Source organism: Methanococcus maripaludis (genome assembly GCF_013760955.1).
GTDB lineage: Archaea > AGJL01 > Methanococci > Methanococcales > Methanococcaceae > Methanococcus > Methanococcus maripaludis_A.
On record NZ_JACDUL010000002.1, the window covers coordinates 45446 to 63798 of the forward strand.

At 30.9% G+C, this 18353-nt stretch carries 13 protein-coding genes; 7 read left to right on the top strand and 6 right to left on the bottom strand.

Going from position 1 to position 18353, the window contains the following annotated elements; translation table 11 throughout:
* Together HNP90_RS03160 and HNP90_RS03165 are read left to right on the top strand one after the other, a co-directional pair.
* The gene (locus HNP90_RS03160; RefSeq protein ID WP_011976416.1) at positions 1-2838 is read left to right on the top strand and encodes a UvrD-helicase domain-containing protein; all 2838 of its coding nucleotides are present in this window, start codon (positions 1-3) and stop codon (positions 2836-2838) included.
* Positions 2839-2882: 44 nt separating this feature from the next.
* Complete coding sequence (locus tag HNP90_RS03165) at positions 2883-4844, top strand: helicase C-terminal domain-containing protein (RefSeq protein ID WP_011976417.1); 1962 nt, start codon at positions 2883-2885, stop codon at positions 4842-4844.
* 96 nt (positions 4845-4940) lie between these two features.
* Here HNP90_RS03165 and HNP90_RS03170 read toward each other — a convergent pair whose 3' ends face one another.
* Both HNP90_RS03170 and HNP90_RS03175 read right to left on the bottom strand, forming a co-directional pair.
* Positions 4941-5534, bottom strand: a complete 594-nt coding sequence (locus HNP90_RS03170; RefSeq protein ID WP_011976418.1) for a tetratricopeptide repeat protein — start codon at positions 5532-5534, stop codon at positions 4941-4943.
* 14 nt (positions 5535-5548) lie between these two features.
* Entirely contained in the window at positions 5549-5803 is a 255-nt protein-coding gene (locus tag HNP90_RS03175) for a GIY-YIG nuclease family protein (RefSeq protein WP_011976419.1), read from the bottom strand.
* Positions 5804-6270: 467 nt separating this feature from the next.
* Between HNP90_RS03175 and HNP90_RS03180 the strand changes: the two genes are divergently transcribed.
* The 5 genes from HNP90_RS03180 (at position 6271) to HNP90_RS03200 (ending at position 12203) form a co-directional block, all read left to right on the top strand.
* Complete coding sequence (locus tag HNP90_RS03180) at positions 6271-7089, top strand: HFX_2341 family transcriptional regulator domain-containing protein (RefSeq protein WP_011976420.1); 819 nt, start codon at positions 6271-6273, stop codon at positions 7087-7089.
* 67 nt (positions 7090-7156) lie between these two features.
* Positions 7157-7726 (top strand): 3'-5' exonuclease, encoded by a 570-nt coding sequence (locus tag HNP90_RS03185; RefSeq protein WP_011976421.1) that lies wholly within the window; start codon positions 7157-7159, stop codon positions 7724-7726.
* 45 nt (positions 7727-7771) lie between these two features.
* Positions 7772-10060, top strand: a complete 2289-nt coding sequence (locus HNP90_RS03190) for a DEAD/DEAH box helicase (protein WP_011976422.1) — start codon at positions 7772-7774, stop codon at positions 10058-10060.
* A gap of 328 nt (positions 10061-10388) precedes the next feature.
* Positions 10389-11270, top strand: a complete 882-nt coding sequence (locus HNP90_RS03195; protein WP_011976423.1) for a leucine-rich repeat domain-containing protein — start codon at positions 10389-10391, stop codon at positions 11268-11270.
* A gap of 492 nt (positions 11271-11762) precedes the next feature.
* Positions 11763-12203 (top strand): EVE domain-containing protein, encoded by a 441-nt coding sequence (locus HNP90_RS03200; protein WP_011976424.1) that lies wholly within the window; start codon positions 11763-11765, stop codon positions 12201-12203.
* Here HNP90_RS03200 and HNP90_RS03205 read toward each other — a convergent pair whose 3' ends face one another.
* The 4 genes from HNP90_RS03205 to HNP90_RS03215 are packed head-to-tail and all read right to left on the bottom strand — an operon-like array spanning position 12204 to position 18341.
* Positions 12204-13502, bottom strand: coding sequence for a restriction endonuclease subunit S (locus HNP90_RS03205; RefSeq protein WP_011976425.1), 1299 nt, complete (start codon positions 13500-13502; stop codon positions 12204-12206). It lies immediately after the preceding gene.
* A 28-nt stretch (positions 13503-13530) separates the two neighbouring features.
* Positions 13531-16629, bottom strand: coding sequence for a type I restriction endonuclease subunit R (locus HNP90_RS03210; protein WP_011976426.1), 3099 nt, complete (start codon positions 16627-16629; stop codon positions 13531-13533).
* Between the two features lie 12 nt (positions 16630-16641).
* A complete protein-coding gene (locus tag HNP90_RS09340; RefSeq protein ID WP_196792596.1) occupies positions 16642-17103 on the bottom strand; it encodes an HNH endonuclease family protein in 462 nt (153 codons plus the stop codon).
* Positions 17076-18341, bottom strand: a complete 1266-nt coding sequence (locus HNP90_RS03215; protein WP_196792595.1) for a DUF262 domain-containing protein — start codon at positions 18339-18341, stop codon at positions 17076-17078. The genes HNP90_RS09340 and HNP90_RS03215 overlap by 28 nt, the downstream gene beginning before the upstream one ends.
* Positions 18342-18353: the final 12 nt, after the last annotated feature.

Genomic DNA, 18353 nt, shown 5'->3' on the forward strand with positions numbered 1-18353 from the left:
TTGGTTTTCAATCCAAAACAGGACGAAGTAGCTGAAAATATTAATGGAATTTATGTTGTGGATGCAGGACCTGGAACTGGGAAAACCCACACAATCACAAAACGATATTTAAATATTTTAAATTCTGCGGATATTGGTGATATTTTACTTCTCACATTTACAAAAAATGCTGCAGAAAATATGAAAAAGAAAATATTTAATAAAGTTATAAGCCACGATTCGTCCATAAACCTTCTTGATGCAAATATTTCAACATTTCACTCATTCTGTAATAAAATATTACGGGAAAACCCCGAAAGCGCACCTTACTACCTTGGAATCAATGAACCACTATCGAAAAATTATTCGATTTTAGAAAGTTCAATCCTTGAAAACTACTTCTTTAAATCCGTTTACTACGATTTTAAAGAAAAAAACCTTGAAAAATACCCCGAAATATTTAAAACAGTTTCTAAAAACTATTTTGAAATTTTATTTTTGATAAAAAAACTGCTTTCAAAAGGGATCTTTCCAACAAAGGATGGATGGTTTTTAGATGGTGAAAAAAGACTTATTGGAGATTTTGAAGAATTTTTAAAAGTTTCCAATAATTCAAATGCACCAGTTATGGGTAAAAAAGATTTTACTCAATCAAAAATGCTAAAAAAATTTAAAAGTTCGGGGGATAAAGTATATCTTGACACTCCCGACGATATCGAAGAAAATAAACAAATCAGTCAAAAGTACATTGAAGAATCGTTTAACGAAGATAGGGCTGACTTGCTTTCATTTATTCATGATATTTATTTTAATTACATTGAAAAGTCAGTTATCGAAAATAAACTCAATTTTGACTTTCTAACGATGTTTTCATACCTCATGTTATATCACGACCATAAATTAAGGGAAAATAATTCGTTTAGGTATATTATGGTCGATGAATTTCAGGATACTAATGAGTTGCAATTTATTTTAACATTAATGCTTTTAAAAGAGCCAAATTTATGTGCTGTTGGAGACTGGAAACAGGGAATATATGGATTTAGAAATGCTACTATTGATAATATATTGAATTTCGAAGAAAAGCTAAATGAATATAAGAACCTGTTAAACGATGAATTTGAAAGAATTAAATTTGATTTAAATGCAGAAAACAAAGAATTTGTAATAAATTTTAGAAGTTCACAAAAAATCCTTGACTTTTCAAATAACGCATTAATTGCAAAAGGTTCGAGTTCTGAAGAAATAGATTCCAACGAAATTTTAAAAAATGTTACAAAACTTTCTGCAAATTTTGATATGAAAGAATATTCTGAAATTGAATTTATAAATTCTAAAGATAAAGAATCTGAAATAAAATCGATTCTTTCAAAAATCTCGGAAATTGTAAACAATGAAAAATACAAAATTGTTGATTATAACGATGAAAAACCGGTATTCCGGCCGATTGAATATTCCGACATTGCAGTTCTTTCAAGAACTAGAAACTTCGGACTAGAAATTCACAAACACGCTAAAAAATTAGGAATTCCAGCAAAATATGATGGTGGAATTGAATTATTTAATGCAAGGGAATCAGTTTTAATTTTAGCATGGCTTAGGCTCCTTTCAAATATTGACGACAAACGAGCATGGGTTACAATACTTGCTGAAGATAATTACCCATATTTGGAAAAGCGAAAAATTATTTCTGAAAAAGAATATCCTGAAAAATACATTGAATTTAGGAAAAACTTGCAAAAAATTCAAAATAATGTTATATTTTTAATTTCTGAAATTTTTAAACATTACAACATAGATAATGATTATTCTAATGCAATTACGGCCCAAATATCTAGTCTTTGTTCCAATAATTTAATATCAACTAAAATTTTAGCAAATTTCATTGAAGAAGCAATTCAAAACAATGAAACTTTTGAAATCGAAATAGATTCTTCTCCAAATTCGATCACCATCCAGACAGTTCACGGATCAAAAGGGCTTGAATACCCTGTAGTATTCATTGTAAATTGTAACCAAAAAAATTTCCCATCTGAAATGTCTGAAAAAGGACTTTTAACCCATTCTGATTTATATGGGGCTAGATTATCTAAAATATATGGAATTAAGGGGGAATATCACAGTTTATTTAATAATTGGAAAGCAGATCTTTTAAAAGCTGCTGTTTTAAGGGAATATGATGAAGAGAGAAGACTGATGTTTGTTGCAATAACTCGTGCAAAACAGTACGTTTATTTTACGGCGTATAACCCTTCAAACTTTTTCAAGGAATTATCTAGGGATTTTTCAATTTTAGAACCTTCTGAATTCGAATTTTCTAAAATTGAGAATGATGTAGAAATTCAAAATACTGAATTTGAACTTGAAAATTATGTTAAACAGGGCCATATTTACAGTGTGCATGATTTTATAGATTTTACTCCCTCTGAGGGTGGAAGAGGAATTGAATTTGGAAACTATATTCACCACGTTGCAGAGCAGTTCGCACTGAAAAAAGAGGTTTTTGACGATTCAAAAGAGGTTTTAGAAGTTAAAAACTTTATAGATTCGTTAGACGCTATTGAATTAATTCCTGAAATTGAATGTTCTCTTCCAGTAAACGGAAATTTAATTCGGGGAATTATTGATTTACTTGCCATGTATGATGATAAAATAGAAATAATTGATTATAAAACAGACGTTTCAAAAATAAACCATGAGGAATATAGAAAACAGCTTTCAATTTATTATTATGTTGTAAAAGAATATTTTAAAAAGAATACATTATGTAAAATATATTATGTAAGTTTAGAGGAAGTTGTTGAAGTAAATCCGTTGGGATATGATGAATTGGTTAGTTTAATGTCTGAAAGGATTTGATTAAATACTCATTATTTCTTTTAAAAAAATATAATGTGAAACAGATGATTCCAGAATCTCCAAATATGCTAGAACATATCCCAGAAGACTTTAAGTACTGGCGAAAGTACCAGCAGGAAAAAGTTGAGGAGATTTTAGGCCATATTTCAAACGGTAAGAAAATAATCGTTTTAAATGCGCCAACTGGGGCTGGAAAATCACTTTACAATATTTCGGTTGGTTCAATTTTAAATTCTTTAAACGAAAATAATAATGCCTTTGTTCTAACTTCAACTAAAATGCTTCAAAATCAGTATTCAGACGAGTTTCCAGAAGTAAGGGTGATTAAAGGACGTGCAAATTACCCTTGCAAATCTTGGGAATGGCTTTACAATTTAAGAAAGAATGAAGATGCTAAAAAAGGGAAAAAAACTGAAGAATACAAAGCGAAAACCTTTGAAGACTGTTATAAAATTGCTAAAAACACAAAATGCAATTTTGAAGGCGTTTGTGAATATAAACTTGCTAAAAAAGAGGCTTTGGAATCTACTTTTGCATGCATGAATATGGCTTATTTTATCCTTGCAGTCCCGAATGAAGAAGTAGGCTTTGAAAACAGGACTTTGTGCATAATTGACGAAGCACACAACATTGAAGATACATTAATGAACCATTACACGATTGAAATTACTAAAAAACGTGTGGAAAAATTAAGAAAGAGTTTAAAAGAACAAAAAGAAGTTAACTTTCCAAAAGAAAAATGGAATGGAATTTTACCTGTAAACATCTATTTTAAAGATATTATAAACTACGCAGTCGATGCAGCATTTGAAAATATCTACGAAGGGGAAGCTGAGCTCTTAAATTTTTTGAAAAAAACAGTTTACAGTGATATAAAAATAATCCTCGATAAGCAGTTGGTATCTAAAGATATCTTTTTTATGAAAGTTAAAAATCAAAATAACCTAATAAATATGTCTAATTTAGAAAGAAAACAGAAATTGATTAATTATTCTAAAATGTTTTTACCATCAAACTATATAGACCTTTCAGAATCTGAAACAACGAGATTTATGGATTCTATTGAAAAATACCAAAAAAGAATAAAAAATGCCATAAATCTATTCGATGATTTATACAAAATTGAAGAAATTCAAGAATCTGGTGAAATGGGTGCCAAATGGATTCCAACACATGTTGAAAGAAATTATGGAAAAAACGTTGGAACTTATTTGGAAAAAATCATTTTAAAACCAATCGATGTTAAAGACTTAAAAGAAGAGCTGTTCGACCAGGCTGAATTCTATATTTTATCATCTGCAACGCTTTCAAAGCAGCATATGAAAGATCTCGGATTTTCTGAAAAAGATTATGCAGTTGTAAGTGTTCCTGCATCTTTTCCAGTTAAAAATCGCCCTTTAAAAATAATAAACGAATTCAACATGAAGTATGAATATTTAAATAAAAAAGACTATTTCAAAAAAACTGTTGAAAAATTGGATTTAATACTTTCCAATCATAAAAATGAGCGTGGAATTATCCATGTTTCATCAAATAAACTCATGAAAGATATTTTTAAAAATTCGATTCATAAAAACAGGATGATAAAGGTAACATCTAATGGAAATCTTTCAGAGGGGATAGAATCTATCGATTCAGGATTATATTATCACGAAAAGAATAATAACAGCGTTTTAATTTCCCCAAGTTTACATACGGGGGTTGATTTTAAAGATGATAAAGCAAGATTTCAGATCATTTTTAAAGTTCCGTTTCTTGCGGGAGATGAGCAAGTAACTGCAAGGCGAAAAAAAGATCCAAACTGGTATTTTGGAAAAGCAGTAACCCAGATGATTCAGTCGTATGGGAGAACCACACGTTCAGTTAATGACTATTCAATAACGTATATTTTAGACAAACGAGCACTTCATTATTTAAAAAATGATAATTTTACTCCAAATTGGGTAAAAGAAGCTGTTATTAAATACAATACTGTTGAAGATGCTTTAATAGACAAATCATTATAAATTAAATTTTGGAAATTTTACATTTGTAACTAACAAAATCCATATTTTATTGGATAAACTGTTCGAAATTAATTTTTAAAAATTAAAAATTGGTAGTTAATTTTGGGCATTCGTCAGCTCTTTTGCTCTTTCAATGTAAATATTGGCTTCAGAATATTTCCCAATTTTTTGTAATGTTAATCCTTTATTATAAAGAGCTTGCGTATTGTTTTCATTCAGTATCAATACTTCATCGTAATAGCCGTTAGCTTGAGCATAGTTTTCTTGAAACTGGAGTACTCTGGCTTTTCCATATAGTGCATCTTCGGTTTCAGGTTTAATCGAAAGTGCTTTTTCATAGTATGGAAGTGCATCATTGTAACGTTCAAGTTTTAAAAGCAAATTTCCGACATGACATAATGTATCAATGTTTTCAGGATCAATTTCATAAGCTCTTACATATGAACTAAGGGATTCATCGTAACGTTCAAGGTTTTCTAATGCAATCCCTTTATTTTTATATATCTCATCATTTGGATTAATTTTATAAAATATGCTATCCAGTGCGATATCATAGTTTAATATGGCCATTTCATAACGCCCTTGGCTTAGATACGAATCTCCTTTTGCTACATAGTCAGTATTATCAGTACAGCCTGAAAATGAACTAACTAATATGATCCCGAAAATAAAAAGAAAAAGTTTTTTCATAGCAGATCCCTCGCTTAACCCCACAAAGTTTTATTGTATTTCGGGGTTTTACTTTTGGTTCCACCATATTTTTCAATTAGTTCTCTTTCCATTTTTTTGGCGTTAGATTGTGTTTTTTTGTTAGTTAAAACATTCATATGGGTAAATTTTTTACCTGCTCGTGCGTGTTCTTTTGCTCTTCTTTCGGGATCGTTTGAAATCCCAATATATACTTTTTTACGCCCTTGTTTTAATTCATAGACTTTTGTTGTTCTTTGTACCTTGGCCATAAAACCACCATTTTTGTTATTTTCTAAATCAGGAATAAAACGCATTTTAAATAGCGTTTGCAGAGTTTTGACTACCATAATCGTCACAAATCCGATCAGATGGTTATATATATCATAAATTCAAAAGTGGAAATTGTGTTCTAAATATTGGATTCCACGTTTGAATCAAAATTGTTTCTTTTTTACATTTTATCACACCTCAGAGGATCTTATCGATCATACTCGCATAATATACGATTATTTTTAAAATTCTCAACTTAACAGTATTAAAAACAATAGAAAACTGACGAAAAAAGTATTTCTAATTTTTAAAAAGATATTTTTTCATCCCTTATTTCTACAGTAATTATCCTATCAAATAATACTGGCCCATAACGATATTTAAGTATTAACAAAAAAGTAAGTTTAATATACTTAATATTATTAATTTATAAACTATATTTAATTTTAAATATGTGGTGATTATTTTGGAAATACCATTAAGGGTCCATATATGCTTAGTTGGTTTCGAAGTAGAAAGAATAAGCAAAGCCGCACTGGAAAGAAAAGCAGACCGAGTATATCTTATTACAAAACATAAGGATGATAAAGGACGTGTTTTTTTTGATAAAAATAAAGAAATCCTTGAAAAACACAATGTTGAAGTTATTGGAAAATTTATTGATGATATTGTATTGGAAGACATCCTCAAAGTTACTAAAGAAATTATAAAAAATGAAAACACTGAAAATACAATTTACATAAATATCTCATCAGGTAGTACACTTGCTGCAATTTCAGGAATGCTCTGTTCAATGATGTATTCCACAGATAAAAGAATTATTCCTTATTATGTAAAAGCAAAAGATTATTTGGATAAAACAAAGAACGAAGACAAAGAAAAAATAACTGAAATCATGGGCAAAAATTATGGGGGTACCCCCCCTATTACGAGCGGAATTTTAGCTATTTCAGATATTTTAACGTTCCCAATGAGTTTGCCAAGTAATGAATTATTAATATTTTTAAAAGAGATACAAAAAGAAAAAGATGGCATATCCATAAGCGCATTGATTGAATTTTCAAAAACGGATGATAATATTGCCAAATTTCGGGAATTAACTAAACGAAATGACATTAAAGAATCTTCCCAGAAAACAAAACAAAGTGAATATGCTTGGATAAACCAAAATATCTTAAAAAAACTAAGGGATGAATGGGAACTAATAACTATTGAAAAAAGGGGAAGAAACCATTTTGTAAAAATAAACGAGAAAGGAGAAAAAATGTTGAAATATTTGTGTTAATATCAAATATGGAACATTATTTAATATAATGCACTAATTAATACTACATTATGGGATAAGGGGATATATGAAAGTATTCTTAGACACTGAAACAACAGGCCTTGAACCTGGCCAAATTGCGCAGATATCGTACATAATTTCAGATGATGATTTGAATATTCAAAAGGCAGAAAACATATATTTCAAAGTTAACTCCATGGAAACAAAAGCTCAAAGTGTTCATGGGTTGTCTATTGAAAAATTAGAACTGCTTTCTGACGGAAAATCATTTACAGATCATGCTAATCAAATTTTAGATGATATTGACCAGAAAATCTTAATTTGTCACAATGTTCCATTTGATTACAAATTTTTAAACTCCGAATTTGTAAGATGTGGCATTGAATATGATCCTAAAAAATTCTGTACCATGAATCACTACACCAATTTATGTGGGATTCCTAATCCTTATCGTCCAGGTTATAAATGGCCAAGACTGGAAGAAACTTTGGATTTTTTAAGTATTGAAAAAAGTGAAGTTTTAAAAAATGCATTGAACCTTTTTGGAAATACGACTGGTTTTCACGATTCCAGATTTGATTCCATGGGTCTTTTTATGATTTATAAAGAAGGAATTAAAAGAGGATTTATACAATAATCGCAAAAATAATTAAAATACATTTTAACAAAATTTGGTGTTTTAATGGGGCGGGCTCTTGAATTACTAAACAAAATGCGGAAAAATAAGTCATTTAATGACTATATTGAACATGTTAGGGAAATTCCTGAAAAAGATGCGGAGTACTCCGAAGAAGAATTAAATCTTCCACAATGTATTCAAAATTATTTGAACGGTAAATATATCAAACCATATACGCACCAGTATGAAACACTAAATCATGCAAGGGGTGGAAAAAACGTACTTATTACAACTTCAACCGCTTCTGGAAAGAGTTTATGTTTTAATTTGCCCGTATTCGAGAAGTTAGCAAACGATAGTTCCGCAACTGCACTTTACATTTATCCAACAAAAGCACTGTCAAATGATCAATTAACGACTTTAAAATCCATGGACTCTGAAATGAGTTTGAAAATTTATCCCGATAGATATGATGGAGATACAAATCGGGATTTAAAATCGGAAATTAGGGCCACTAGTCGGTTGGTAGTTACAAACCCATATATGCTTCATTTAGTACTCCCATATCATAAAGGATGGACTCGCTTTTTTGAAAATCTTAAATATGTAATCATTGACGAAGCGCATATGTACCGGGGGGTTTTTGGATCCCATGTTTCTTTTTTAATTAGGCGTTTAAGACGAATTTGTGAAAATTATGGATCAAACCCCCAATTTGTAATGTCTACTGCCACCCTTGCAAATCCAGAAGAGTTCTCTCAAAAATTAACAGGTCTTGATTTTGAAGTTGTTGAAAACGATGGATCTCAAAAAAGTAAAAAATATTTTGTACTTTATAATACGATGAAACAGACAACTTCAGAAGATTCATGGAATAAAGCAGCAGTTCGATTATTTAAAGCGAGTATGTTGTCAAAACTTCAAACAATTGGATTTACACGAACTAGAAGAATGACTGAACTTCTGACCGTTTGGGTAAAAGAAGACCTTGACCCAACACTTCAAAATAAAGTTTCGGCTTATCGGTCAGGATACAGTACAAAAAACAGAATTGAAATAGAAAATCGTCTTAAACAGGGCAAATTATGGGGTATTTTTTCAACAAATGCCTTGGAAGTTGGAATTGATATTGGATCTCTTGATTCAGTACTAATGTATGGCTATCCTGGAACTTTAATGTCACTTTGGCAGCAGGCAGGCCGTGCTGGACGTTCAGGAAGTGATTCGATCGTTACACTTTTTGCAAATTCTGATGCACTTGACCAATATTTGGTAAAACATCCTGAAATGATATTTGAAAAAACTCCTGAAAATGCGGTAGTCGACTTGAATAATTACCATATTCTTGAAAAACAGCTGGAATGTGCGGCCTATGAACTGGAGCTAACTCCAAATGGTAAAGATTCAGATTTTTGTAACGGCATCGAAAAACGTATTTTGAGAATGGAAGAGAATGGACGTTTAAAAAAACAGAATGGAGGATATGTGTCAACCACTGAAAATCCTGCTTTAAATGTAAATATGAACGTTGTTTCATCTGAAATTTTCAAAGTTATTGATGAAAATGGAAGAAAAATTGAAGAAATCGATAAATGGCACGTATATTGTGAAGCCCATAAAGGTGCAATTTTAATAAATCAGGGTGAAAAGTACCTGATTAAAGATATTGATCTTGAAAATAAAAAATGTATCGCTAAAAAGGTGAAATACGATTACCATACCGATGCATATGCCACAACCGATATAAAAATTGAAAAAGAACTTAATTCAAGAAATTACGGGGAATTTACCTTTCATTTTGGGGAAGTTAATGTAATTACCAATTACTTCGAATTTGCAGAAAAAAAGTATGGAACTGTCCTAACTAGAAAACCTTTAGATTTACCTCCTTTAACCTTCAAAACCACCGCAATGTGGATTACATTTCCACCAAGATTCATGAAATCAGTAACTGAAGGAGATAAAAGTGACATTGGTGGACTTCACGGTGCAGAACATGCAATGATAAATATATTCCCTCTTCACGTGATGTGTGATAGAAGCGATATTGGTGGAGTTTCAGATCTAAAACACCAAGATACCAAACGTCCAACGATTTTCATATATGATGGAATGGAAGGTGGAATTGGATTATCTGAAAAAGCATTTACGCTTCCAAAGAAGATCGTTAAAACTGCTTATGAACTTGTTCGGGATTGTAATTGCGAAACAGGATGTCCTGCATGCATTTATTCTCCAAAATGTGGAAATTCAAATCAAGAACTTGATAAAGTTTCAACTTTAAGGATCCTTGAAGGATTGAATAAAAAACTTGAATTTGAACTAGATTGGTGGCTTGATAATAAGGAATAGTTAGAATTTCAAAAAATAACGGTAATTTAATCTAACAATATTAAATTTATTTTTAAATATTAACATTAAATTGTAAATTAAAAAGTAATTATCTTAACTAACAATTTGCACATTTTGTCTGATTAATTACTAAAAATTAATTTTTTTGCTAGTTAGAAATTAAAATCTATTAATTAATCGATTATCCAAAAATTCAGTAAATATATTTTGAATTATTTTGTAAATCTATTTTTAAATTCAAGGTTACATTGTAGATTAAACCTTTAAATTATATATACTATTTTTAATAAATTTAGTATTCAGTTAATTTTAATAATCGGGGGACATTATGGACAAATTTGGTATAAATAAGGTTGAAAATAAAATTTGTAATGTCATAGGGGATTTTGGATTTAAAAAAAAGGAAAATGGATATGAAATAGATAGGTATTCTGGAAATTCAAAAGAAATTATAATAAATGAAAAATACAATGAAATCCCGATAATTGGCATTGGGGACGAAATTTTTCACTATTCCGGATTAATGAGTGTAACTATTCCTGAATCCGTAACGTATATAGGAGATAGGGCATTCCACGCAAACAACTTATCAGAAATAAGTATTCCAAAATTAGTAAGTCATATTGGGGACATGGCATTTTCCAACAATGAATTAACAAGCCTAATTATTCCAGAATCAGTTAAAGCTATTGGAAATAATGCTTTCAAAAATAATAAGTTAACACAGGTAGTTATCCCAGAATCCGTAACGTATATCGGAGAATTTGCATTTCATAAAAATCAAATCAAAGGCATAATTATTCCAGATTCGATAACTAGAATTTATAACGATTCTTTTTCAAATAATTTATTAACTGGCGTAGTTATTCCAGATTCTGTTACGCACATCATGTGGAATGCTTTTAAGAATAATAAATTAACTGGAATAATTATTCCAGACTCTGTAACTTGCCTTGGAGAGGAATGTTTTTCAGATAATAATTTAAAATACGTTATTTTAGGAAATTCTGTAACAGATATAGGAAATTCTGCTTTTAAAAATAATCCTGATTTAAAAATATGCTGTAAAAAAGGTTCTTATGCAGAAAAATATTCGAAAAAGAATAATATTCCATGCTTGTATCTTGATACTGATGAGACAAGTTCTAGTTTGGTTAAAAAACCTGACGTAAATATTCCTGAAAAAACCAGATTGAATCATATTTCTTAAATTTAATTTCGGAAACAGAAAACGGATTATTTAAACAGATATATTTTGAAAATGCAGAGTATGTCAAAAATGATTCAAAAATAGATTTACAGTTTAAAAATCATAAAACAGATAAAATTTTTGCCATAATATGTAGGTACCGATCTAACTTAGTTGATGGGAATATTAACTGGGCCAGTAATCATTCAGCCAATAAATATCGAAGATTTGAACAGAATAATGATATTTCAGTTTTTATTGCATTGGGATTGGGTGGAACGCATGAAGAACCAGAATACATATATTTAATGCCGCTAAAAGAAGTGGAAAATTCCATATTAAACCCGTTGTTTTTAAAAGATTATGAAATCAGGAATGAAAATGATATTTCTAAAATTTTAAATCTTTAGAAATATTTTAAATTACATAATTTCAAAACACATCATTTTAATATTTAAATTTACAAAATATTGTATCAAAAGTGTTTTAATTTTTAAATGAGGGTGTTTTCAAATGAACTATTTTTTATGTATTACAACTGAAGAAAATGCGAAAGTTATCTTGGATAAAAAAATCTGGGGAGTTTCTGAAAAATACAAAAATACAATTTCAAAGGTTTCCCCAGGTGATCATTTAATAATTTACGAAATGGGAAAATCAAAAACTAAAACATCTGAAGCAAAACCTCAATATATAAGGGCAGTTTATGAAGTAACGTCTGAACTTAAAGAAGATACTAAAAAAATCTTTGAAGCTCACCCAAACAACCCAAAAGAAGTCTATCCATTAAGAGTTAAATTAAAAGAAGTTAAAATATTTGAAAATCCGATTTTGTTTAAAGAATTAGTTCCTGAAATGGAATTTATTAAAAATAAAAAGCAATGGTCTGGTTCTTTAAGAAGAGCAATGGCTCAGATTGGAGAAAAAGATTATAAAAAAATTATTGGGGCTTAATTATTTTAATCGAATTTCCCCGCTCATTAATTTTGGAAGCAGTAAATCTCTTAAATTTGATAAATTTTGATTTTCTTTTGAATTTTTATAAATTTTATTAATTAATTCTTCAATTATTTCATTGTATTTTTCCATTGTTTGATAATCTGGAACGATAACTCTAATATTTTTAAAATTAGTTTTGCTAATCTCTAAAAACGTACTTCCATTTGCGAGAGCAATTATTTTATCTTTAATATGTTCGAGCAAATATAAAATAAAGTAATTTGAAACTTTTTTATCACATATTATGTTAATAAATCCTTGATTTGTAGATATCTCTTTCATAGCAATACTTGAATACCCAATAGTGGCCCTACTCGTCATTAAAATAGACCCTTTAGGAACTAATTTTGCAGAACTTTCTTTTAAGCCAAGTTCCGTAATCTTTTTTTCAGTTGTATCTATCACAGGGCTTTTTTTTGAAGTCATATCTGTTGGTGTAGCCCATAAAATAGTTCCATCTTGCCAATATTCCGGCACGTTTGTTTTCGGAGTTCCGCCGCCCATAACTGTGCAAATTTCATCTAAATATTTAACATTCCAACCCTCGGGAATTTCAATTTCCAATTCCTCGTTAAATTCCATTTCTCCGTCATTTTCTAAATAGGAAAGTCCATCTTCATTTAAAAAATTGAAATCGACAAACCATTCTTTAAAAATTGAATTAGCGGTTTCTTCTAAAATTTTGTTTTGTTGGTTGTTATTTTCGATTTTGTCGTCGAGTGCTGAGAGTATTTGTGCGATTTTTTGCTGTTCTTCGAGGGGGGGAATTGGTATTTTCAATGGGGCTAATAGTTTTGTAGTAAGGCTTCCCCTAGAACTGTGTGAATCTGAAATTGCCCTTAATTCATTATATCGTAATGTAATGTTATAATATAAAAATAATGGATTTACTAGTTCTTTTTTAGTTCTTAGGGCCACAATTGACTGATTAATGTATGTGTCAATTTTACAAAATGATGCTTGTCCCCTCGTATAACCCTGACCTGCTGATGCAATCACAATATCTTCTTTTTTTGCGAGTCGAGTACTTGAGTTTTCTACTCCTTTATAAGTAATTTTTTTTTCAGTCTCCGTTATAGAATTATTTCTAGTTTCTCCGGAAGATAACCAAGGGATATCGCCATTCCAATATTCTGGTTTTCTTGTATCGGGGGTTCCTCCACTAAATATATTTTCAGTCACCTGTTTGAGTTCTAAAACTTCCCAATCAACAGGAATTTTTCCAATCTCTGTATCTTTAAATTCATTTTCCATTTTTTATCAAACCTTTTTTCATGTAAATTTAAGTCTTAATCCATTCTTTAGAAATTGTTTCAGCCTGTTTTAAAACAAGGTCAGCTGCAATCTGCTGTTTGTCTGGAGGATAGCCATATTTTCGAAGTAACCTTTTAATTTTAACTCTTAAAGTTGCCCTTACAGTTTCCCTAACTTCCCAGTCAATAGATACGCTATTCCTTAATGTTTCCGTAAGTTCTCGTGCAATTTCTGTTAAAATCTCTGTTCCTAAAATTTCCTGTGCTGAATCGTTGTCTGATAACGCATCGTAAAATGCGAGTTCTTCTTCAGTTAAATGTAATTCTTCCCCTCTTCTTTTAGCGTTTTCAATCTCCTTTGCAATTGCTATGAGTTCTTGAATAACTGCCGCCGAATCTATCGCTTTATTGTGGTATCTTTTAATCGCGTTTTCAATCATCTCTGAAAATTTCTTTTCCTGCAAAAGATTGTTTTTAAATTTAGCCCTTATCTCGTCATTCAATATTTTTTTAAGCGTTTCAAGTGCTAAATTTTTATATTTCATGTTTTTTACATCTTCGAGGAACTGTTCAGACAGAATCGAAATATCGGGTTTTTCAAGTCCTGCTTCACCAAATACATCGATTATTCCATCAGTACGAACTGCACCAGATACAATCTGTTTTATCGCGCTGTTTAGTTCATCTTCTGGTTTTCCTGAAATTTCCGTATTTTTATAAAGTGCCGCTTTAACCCCTGTAAAGAACGCGACTTCCTCACGGATTTTTACGGCTTCTTCATGCGGCAGAGATAGAGCGTATGACTTTATAAGTTCAAGCGCAAGTTTAACAAACCGCTTTTTCCCGTCAGGCTGATTGAGGATAAATTCTAAAGTTTCTGGAATTACATCCATTTTTTCAATATTTGTGCCATTAAAGAATTTTGAATAGTCATGACCATAAAAGAAATCTTTCATAGCTTCGTATTTTGATTTCATGAGGTTTACTGCATCTTCTATATCATACGTCGGTTTTCCAGTACCGCCAGATGAAGTGTAATTCATAAGCGCATACTTTAAATCCTGTGCAATTCCGATGTAGTCAACAACAAGTCCTCCAGGCTTATCTCTAAACACCCTGTTTACCCTTGCAATCGCCTGCATTAATCCGTGCCCTTTCATAGGCTTATCGATGTAAAGTGTGTGTAAACACGGAACATCAAAGCCAGTAAGCCACATATCACGAACAATCGCAATTTTAAATTCGCTTTCAGAATCTTTAAAGTGGTCAGCAAGCTCTTTTCGTTTTCCTTTTGTCCTTATGTGTTTTTGCCATTCTGTGCCATCAGCCGCAGAACCGGTCATTATAACTTTTAAAACACCGAGTTTGTCATCGTCATTATGCCACTCAGGCCGTAAACGAATAATTTCGTCATAAAGGTCAACGCAAATTCGCCTGCTCATGCATACAACGATTGCTTTTCCACTAAGCGTTTCTTCCCGTTTTTCAAAATGATTGACAATATCCTGTGCAACGTTTGAAATCCTGTCATTGCTTCCAACAATCGCTTCAAGCTGTGCCCATTTGCCCTTTAATTTCTCTTTTTTATAATTTTCTTCAAATTCGGTAACTTCCTCAAATTCTGCATCAAGTTTAGCAAGAACGTCGTTTTCAATTCCGATTTTTGCAACACGGCTTTCATAGTAGATTTTTACAGTTCTACCATCAGCAACTGCCCGTCTTACATCGTAAATATCGATATATTCACCAAATATCGAACGGGTGCTTTTATCTTCAAAGTCTATCGGAGTTCCTGTAAATCCAATAAATGAAGCATTTGGTAGCGCATCACGCAAATATTTAGCAAAACCATAAGTTATACCAACTTCACCGTTTTTCTCAACAGATCTCGCTTTAAGTCCGTACTGGCTCCTGTGAGCTTCATCAGCCATCACGATTATGTTTTCTCGATCAGAAAGCATTGGATATTTTGCATTAAGTTCATCAACAGAAAACTTCTGCATCGTTGTAAAGATTACTCCACCCGATACAACTTTCAATTGTTCCTTTAAGTCTTCTGCATTTTTTGCCTGAACAGGAGTCTGTTTTAATACATCAATACATGACGCAAACGTTCCAAACAGCTGGTCGTCAAGGTCATTCCTATCAGTTACAACTACGATTGTAGGATTTTTAAGTTCTGGAGTAATCGCAAGTTTTCCCGCATAAAATGCCATTGTAAGACTTTTTCCAGACCCTTGTGTATGCCATACAACACCACACCGGCGATTTCCCGAAACTGCTTCAATAGTTTTTTCAATTGCACGATTTGCCGCAAAATACTGGTGGTATCCTGCAATAACTTTTATAATGTCTTTTCCATCCTTTTTAAAAACAATAAAATTCTTTATTATGTCAATAAACCGCGTTTTATCAAACATTCCAAGAATTGAAATCTTTAGCTGGCTTACTCCATTATTAATTTCAGAAGTTCCATCAATTGATTTCCACGGTAAAAACCATTCTTTATTTGAAGAAAGCGTACCTATTCGCGATTCCGTACCATCAGAAATTAGGATAAGCTCGTTATACTTAAAAAGTTCTGAAATTTCCGATTTATACGTTTGAATTTGGTTATAAGCACTCCAAATTGTAGCATCTTCTTTTGTAGGATTTTTAAGTTCGATTACAGAAAGTGGAAGCCCATTTACAAATATAACGATATCTGGCCGCCTGTTTTTATTATTCTGAATGATTGTAAACTGGTTTACTGCAACAAATTCGTTTTTTAACGGGTTTTTATCGAGTAAGTAAACCTTATCTCCCTTAACTCTTCCATCAATTGGATATTCTACATCAATTCCCTTAAATATAAACTCGTGAAACTTCTCGTTATTCATGAGTAAATTTGGATTTTCAAGCCTCAGGACTTTTCGAAGTGCATCTTCCCTTGCAACCTCTGGAACTTTTGGATTTATTCTTGAAATTGCGTTTCTAAGGCGAGAAACAAGTACAACTTCAGAATAATCTTTACGTTCTGGAGAAGTGCCATCAGGCGCAATTTCAGGACCGGAAATTATTTCGTATCCAATACTTTCTAAAAGCTCAAGAGTCCCCTGTTCAATCGTATCTTCACATAAATTAGACATTTTACCCCCCGCCTAAGAGTTACCATTTGAAACCAAGAGATCTACTAATTTTTTATGACGTTGATCTATTGTTTTTAGTGTCCAACTATTACTCTTTTTTAAAAAAACAGATGTGGATTTAAAAGGGTCCATTTTTTCAAGTAAATATTTTTCTTTTTTCTCAGAAAAATCCAAATTACTTAATTTTGAATTTTTAGATGCACTCAATAATACCAAATTTCCTATTTTATGCGCCCATGATTCTCTCTGTTTTTCATTGAAATTTTTTATCCAGTTGCTATTTTTTGGGGGATTTTGGGGTAAAACATGTTCAATACTTATTGTTTTGTAATTAGAGATGTGAACCATGTTTTCGTTCATTAAATATTCTGCCTTTAATAACATGTATTTTGCATATTGTTTTTTGTAAATGTCCTTGTTTAACTCATTTCTTAATTTTCGTTTATCTACATAAAATGCAGTTTGTTTGATAATAAATCATCAATTGAGTTTAATTCTGTTTTTTCGATCTCCCTTAATATTTCAAAGATATTTTTTCTTCGTTTATCTGGACTCTCACGACATACCAAATCTCCCACAAATTTGTATTCCAATAATTTTAAAAATTCCGTTAATTTACTCATTTTAAATTTTTTATAGTACAACAATAAGGGAGGTATCCACTCTTCCGAAGAAATACCTATTTTCATGTTGGTAACTAAATTTTTAAATTCGTTTGATAAATTTTTATTTTCAAGCTCTATTATCTGGTCGTAGATGTCATCATATTCCAAAATTACATCCATTACTTCTTTTCCTTTTTTTAATATGCCCGTTCCATCTTTTAAATATATTTTTTTATCAAATTCCTGTCTTAACACACTTTGAGCTTTTTCTTTTATGAATATTGTACGGATAAATCCCAAAAATCTATCAAAATCTCCAGATTTTCTGTTTTCAATTTTATTTTCCATTTCCTCCCATAATCGAGCATATTCGTTCTGATCTTTTTCATTTACAAGCGCACCGATATTTGTGGATTTTATAATATCTGCAGACGTAAGTGAAATTCCTCTATCGTTAAGAATTGTAAAGAGCCTAAATGCATCCTCTTCGTTATCGGTTGAAACATAAATCAATATAACGTTATTTAACAGGTAATCTACAAATTCTTCTAAATCCTCAATTTTATTTAAATTTTCATAGGCCGAAAATATCGCATTGATCATATTATATATGGATTTATCCCCCTTTTTCTTTTTAGATCTTAAATCGTCATATTTTTCTGTTCCGCCTGCTGTTATAATATGGTCATTCATGAATTCTTCCACATTATGTCTTATTTGATATTGCATCTTATTTCGAGAAGGAATTTTTCTTGGTTTGTTTGCTTCTTGATATATTAAAGATTGGAGAGTATCTTTGTATACTTCATCTTTAATCCTATCTCTTAAACATGCAAATAAGATTATGAAGGAAGTTAGCCTTTGTTGGCCATCTAAAACATCGTATTCACTAAAATCTTTCTCTTCTGTTTTTTTTAAAACCAATGAACCTACAAAATATTCGTTAGTACCATTATTTTGAGCGTAATGTATATCTCCTATTAAATCAGCAATATTATCAGATTGCCAAGCATAAGGTCTTTGATATTCTGGAATTACATACCAAAAATCTTTTGAAAATATATCTTGAAGAATTTTTTTATCCACTTCGATTTTGCCATCTGCCATATTCCCACCATT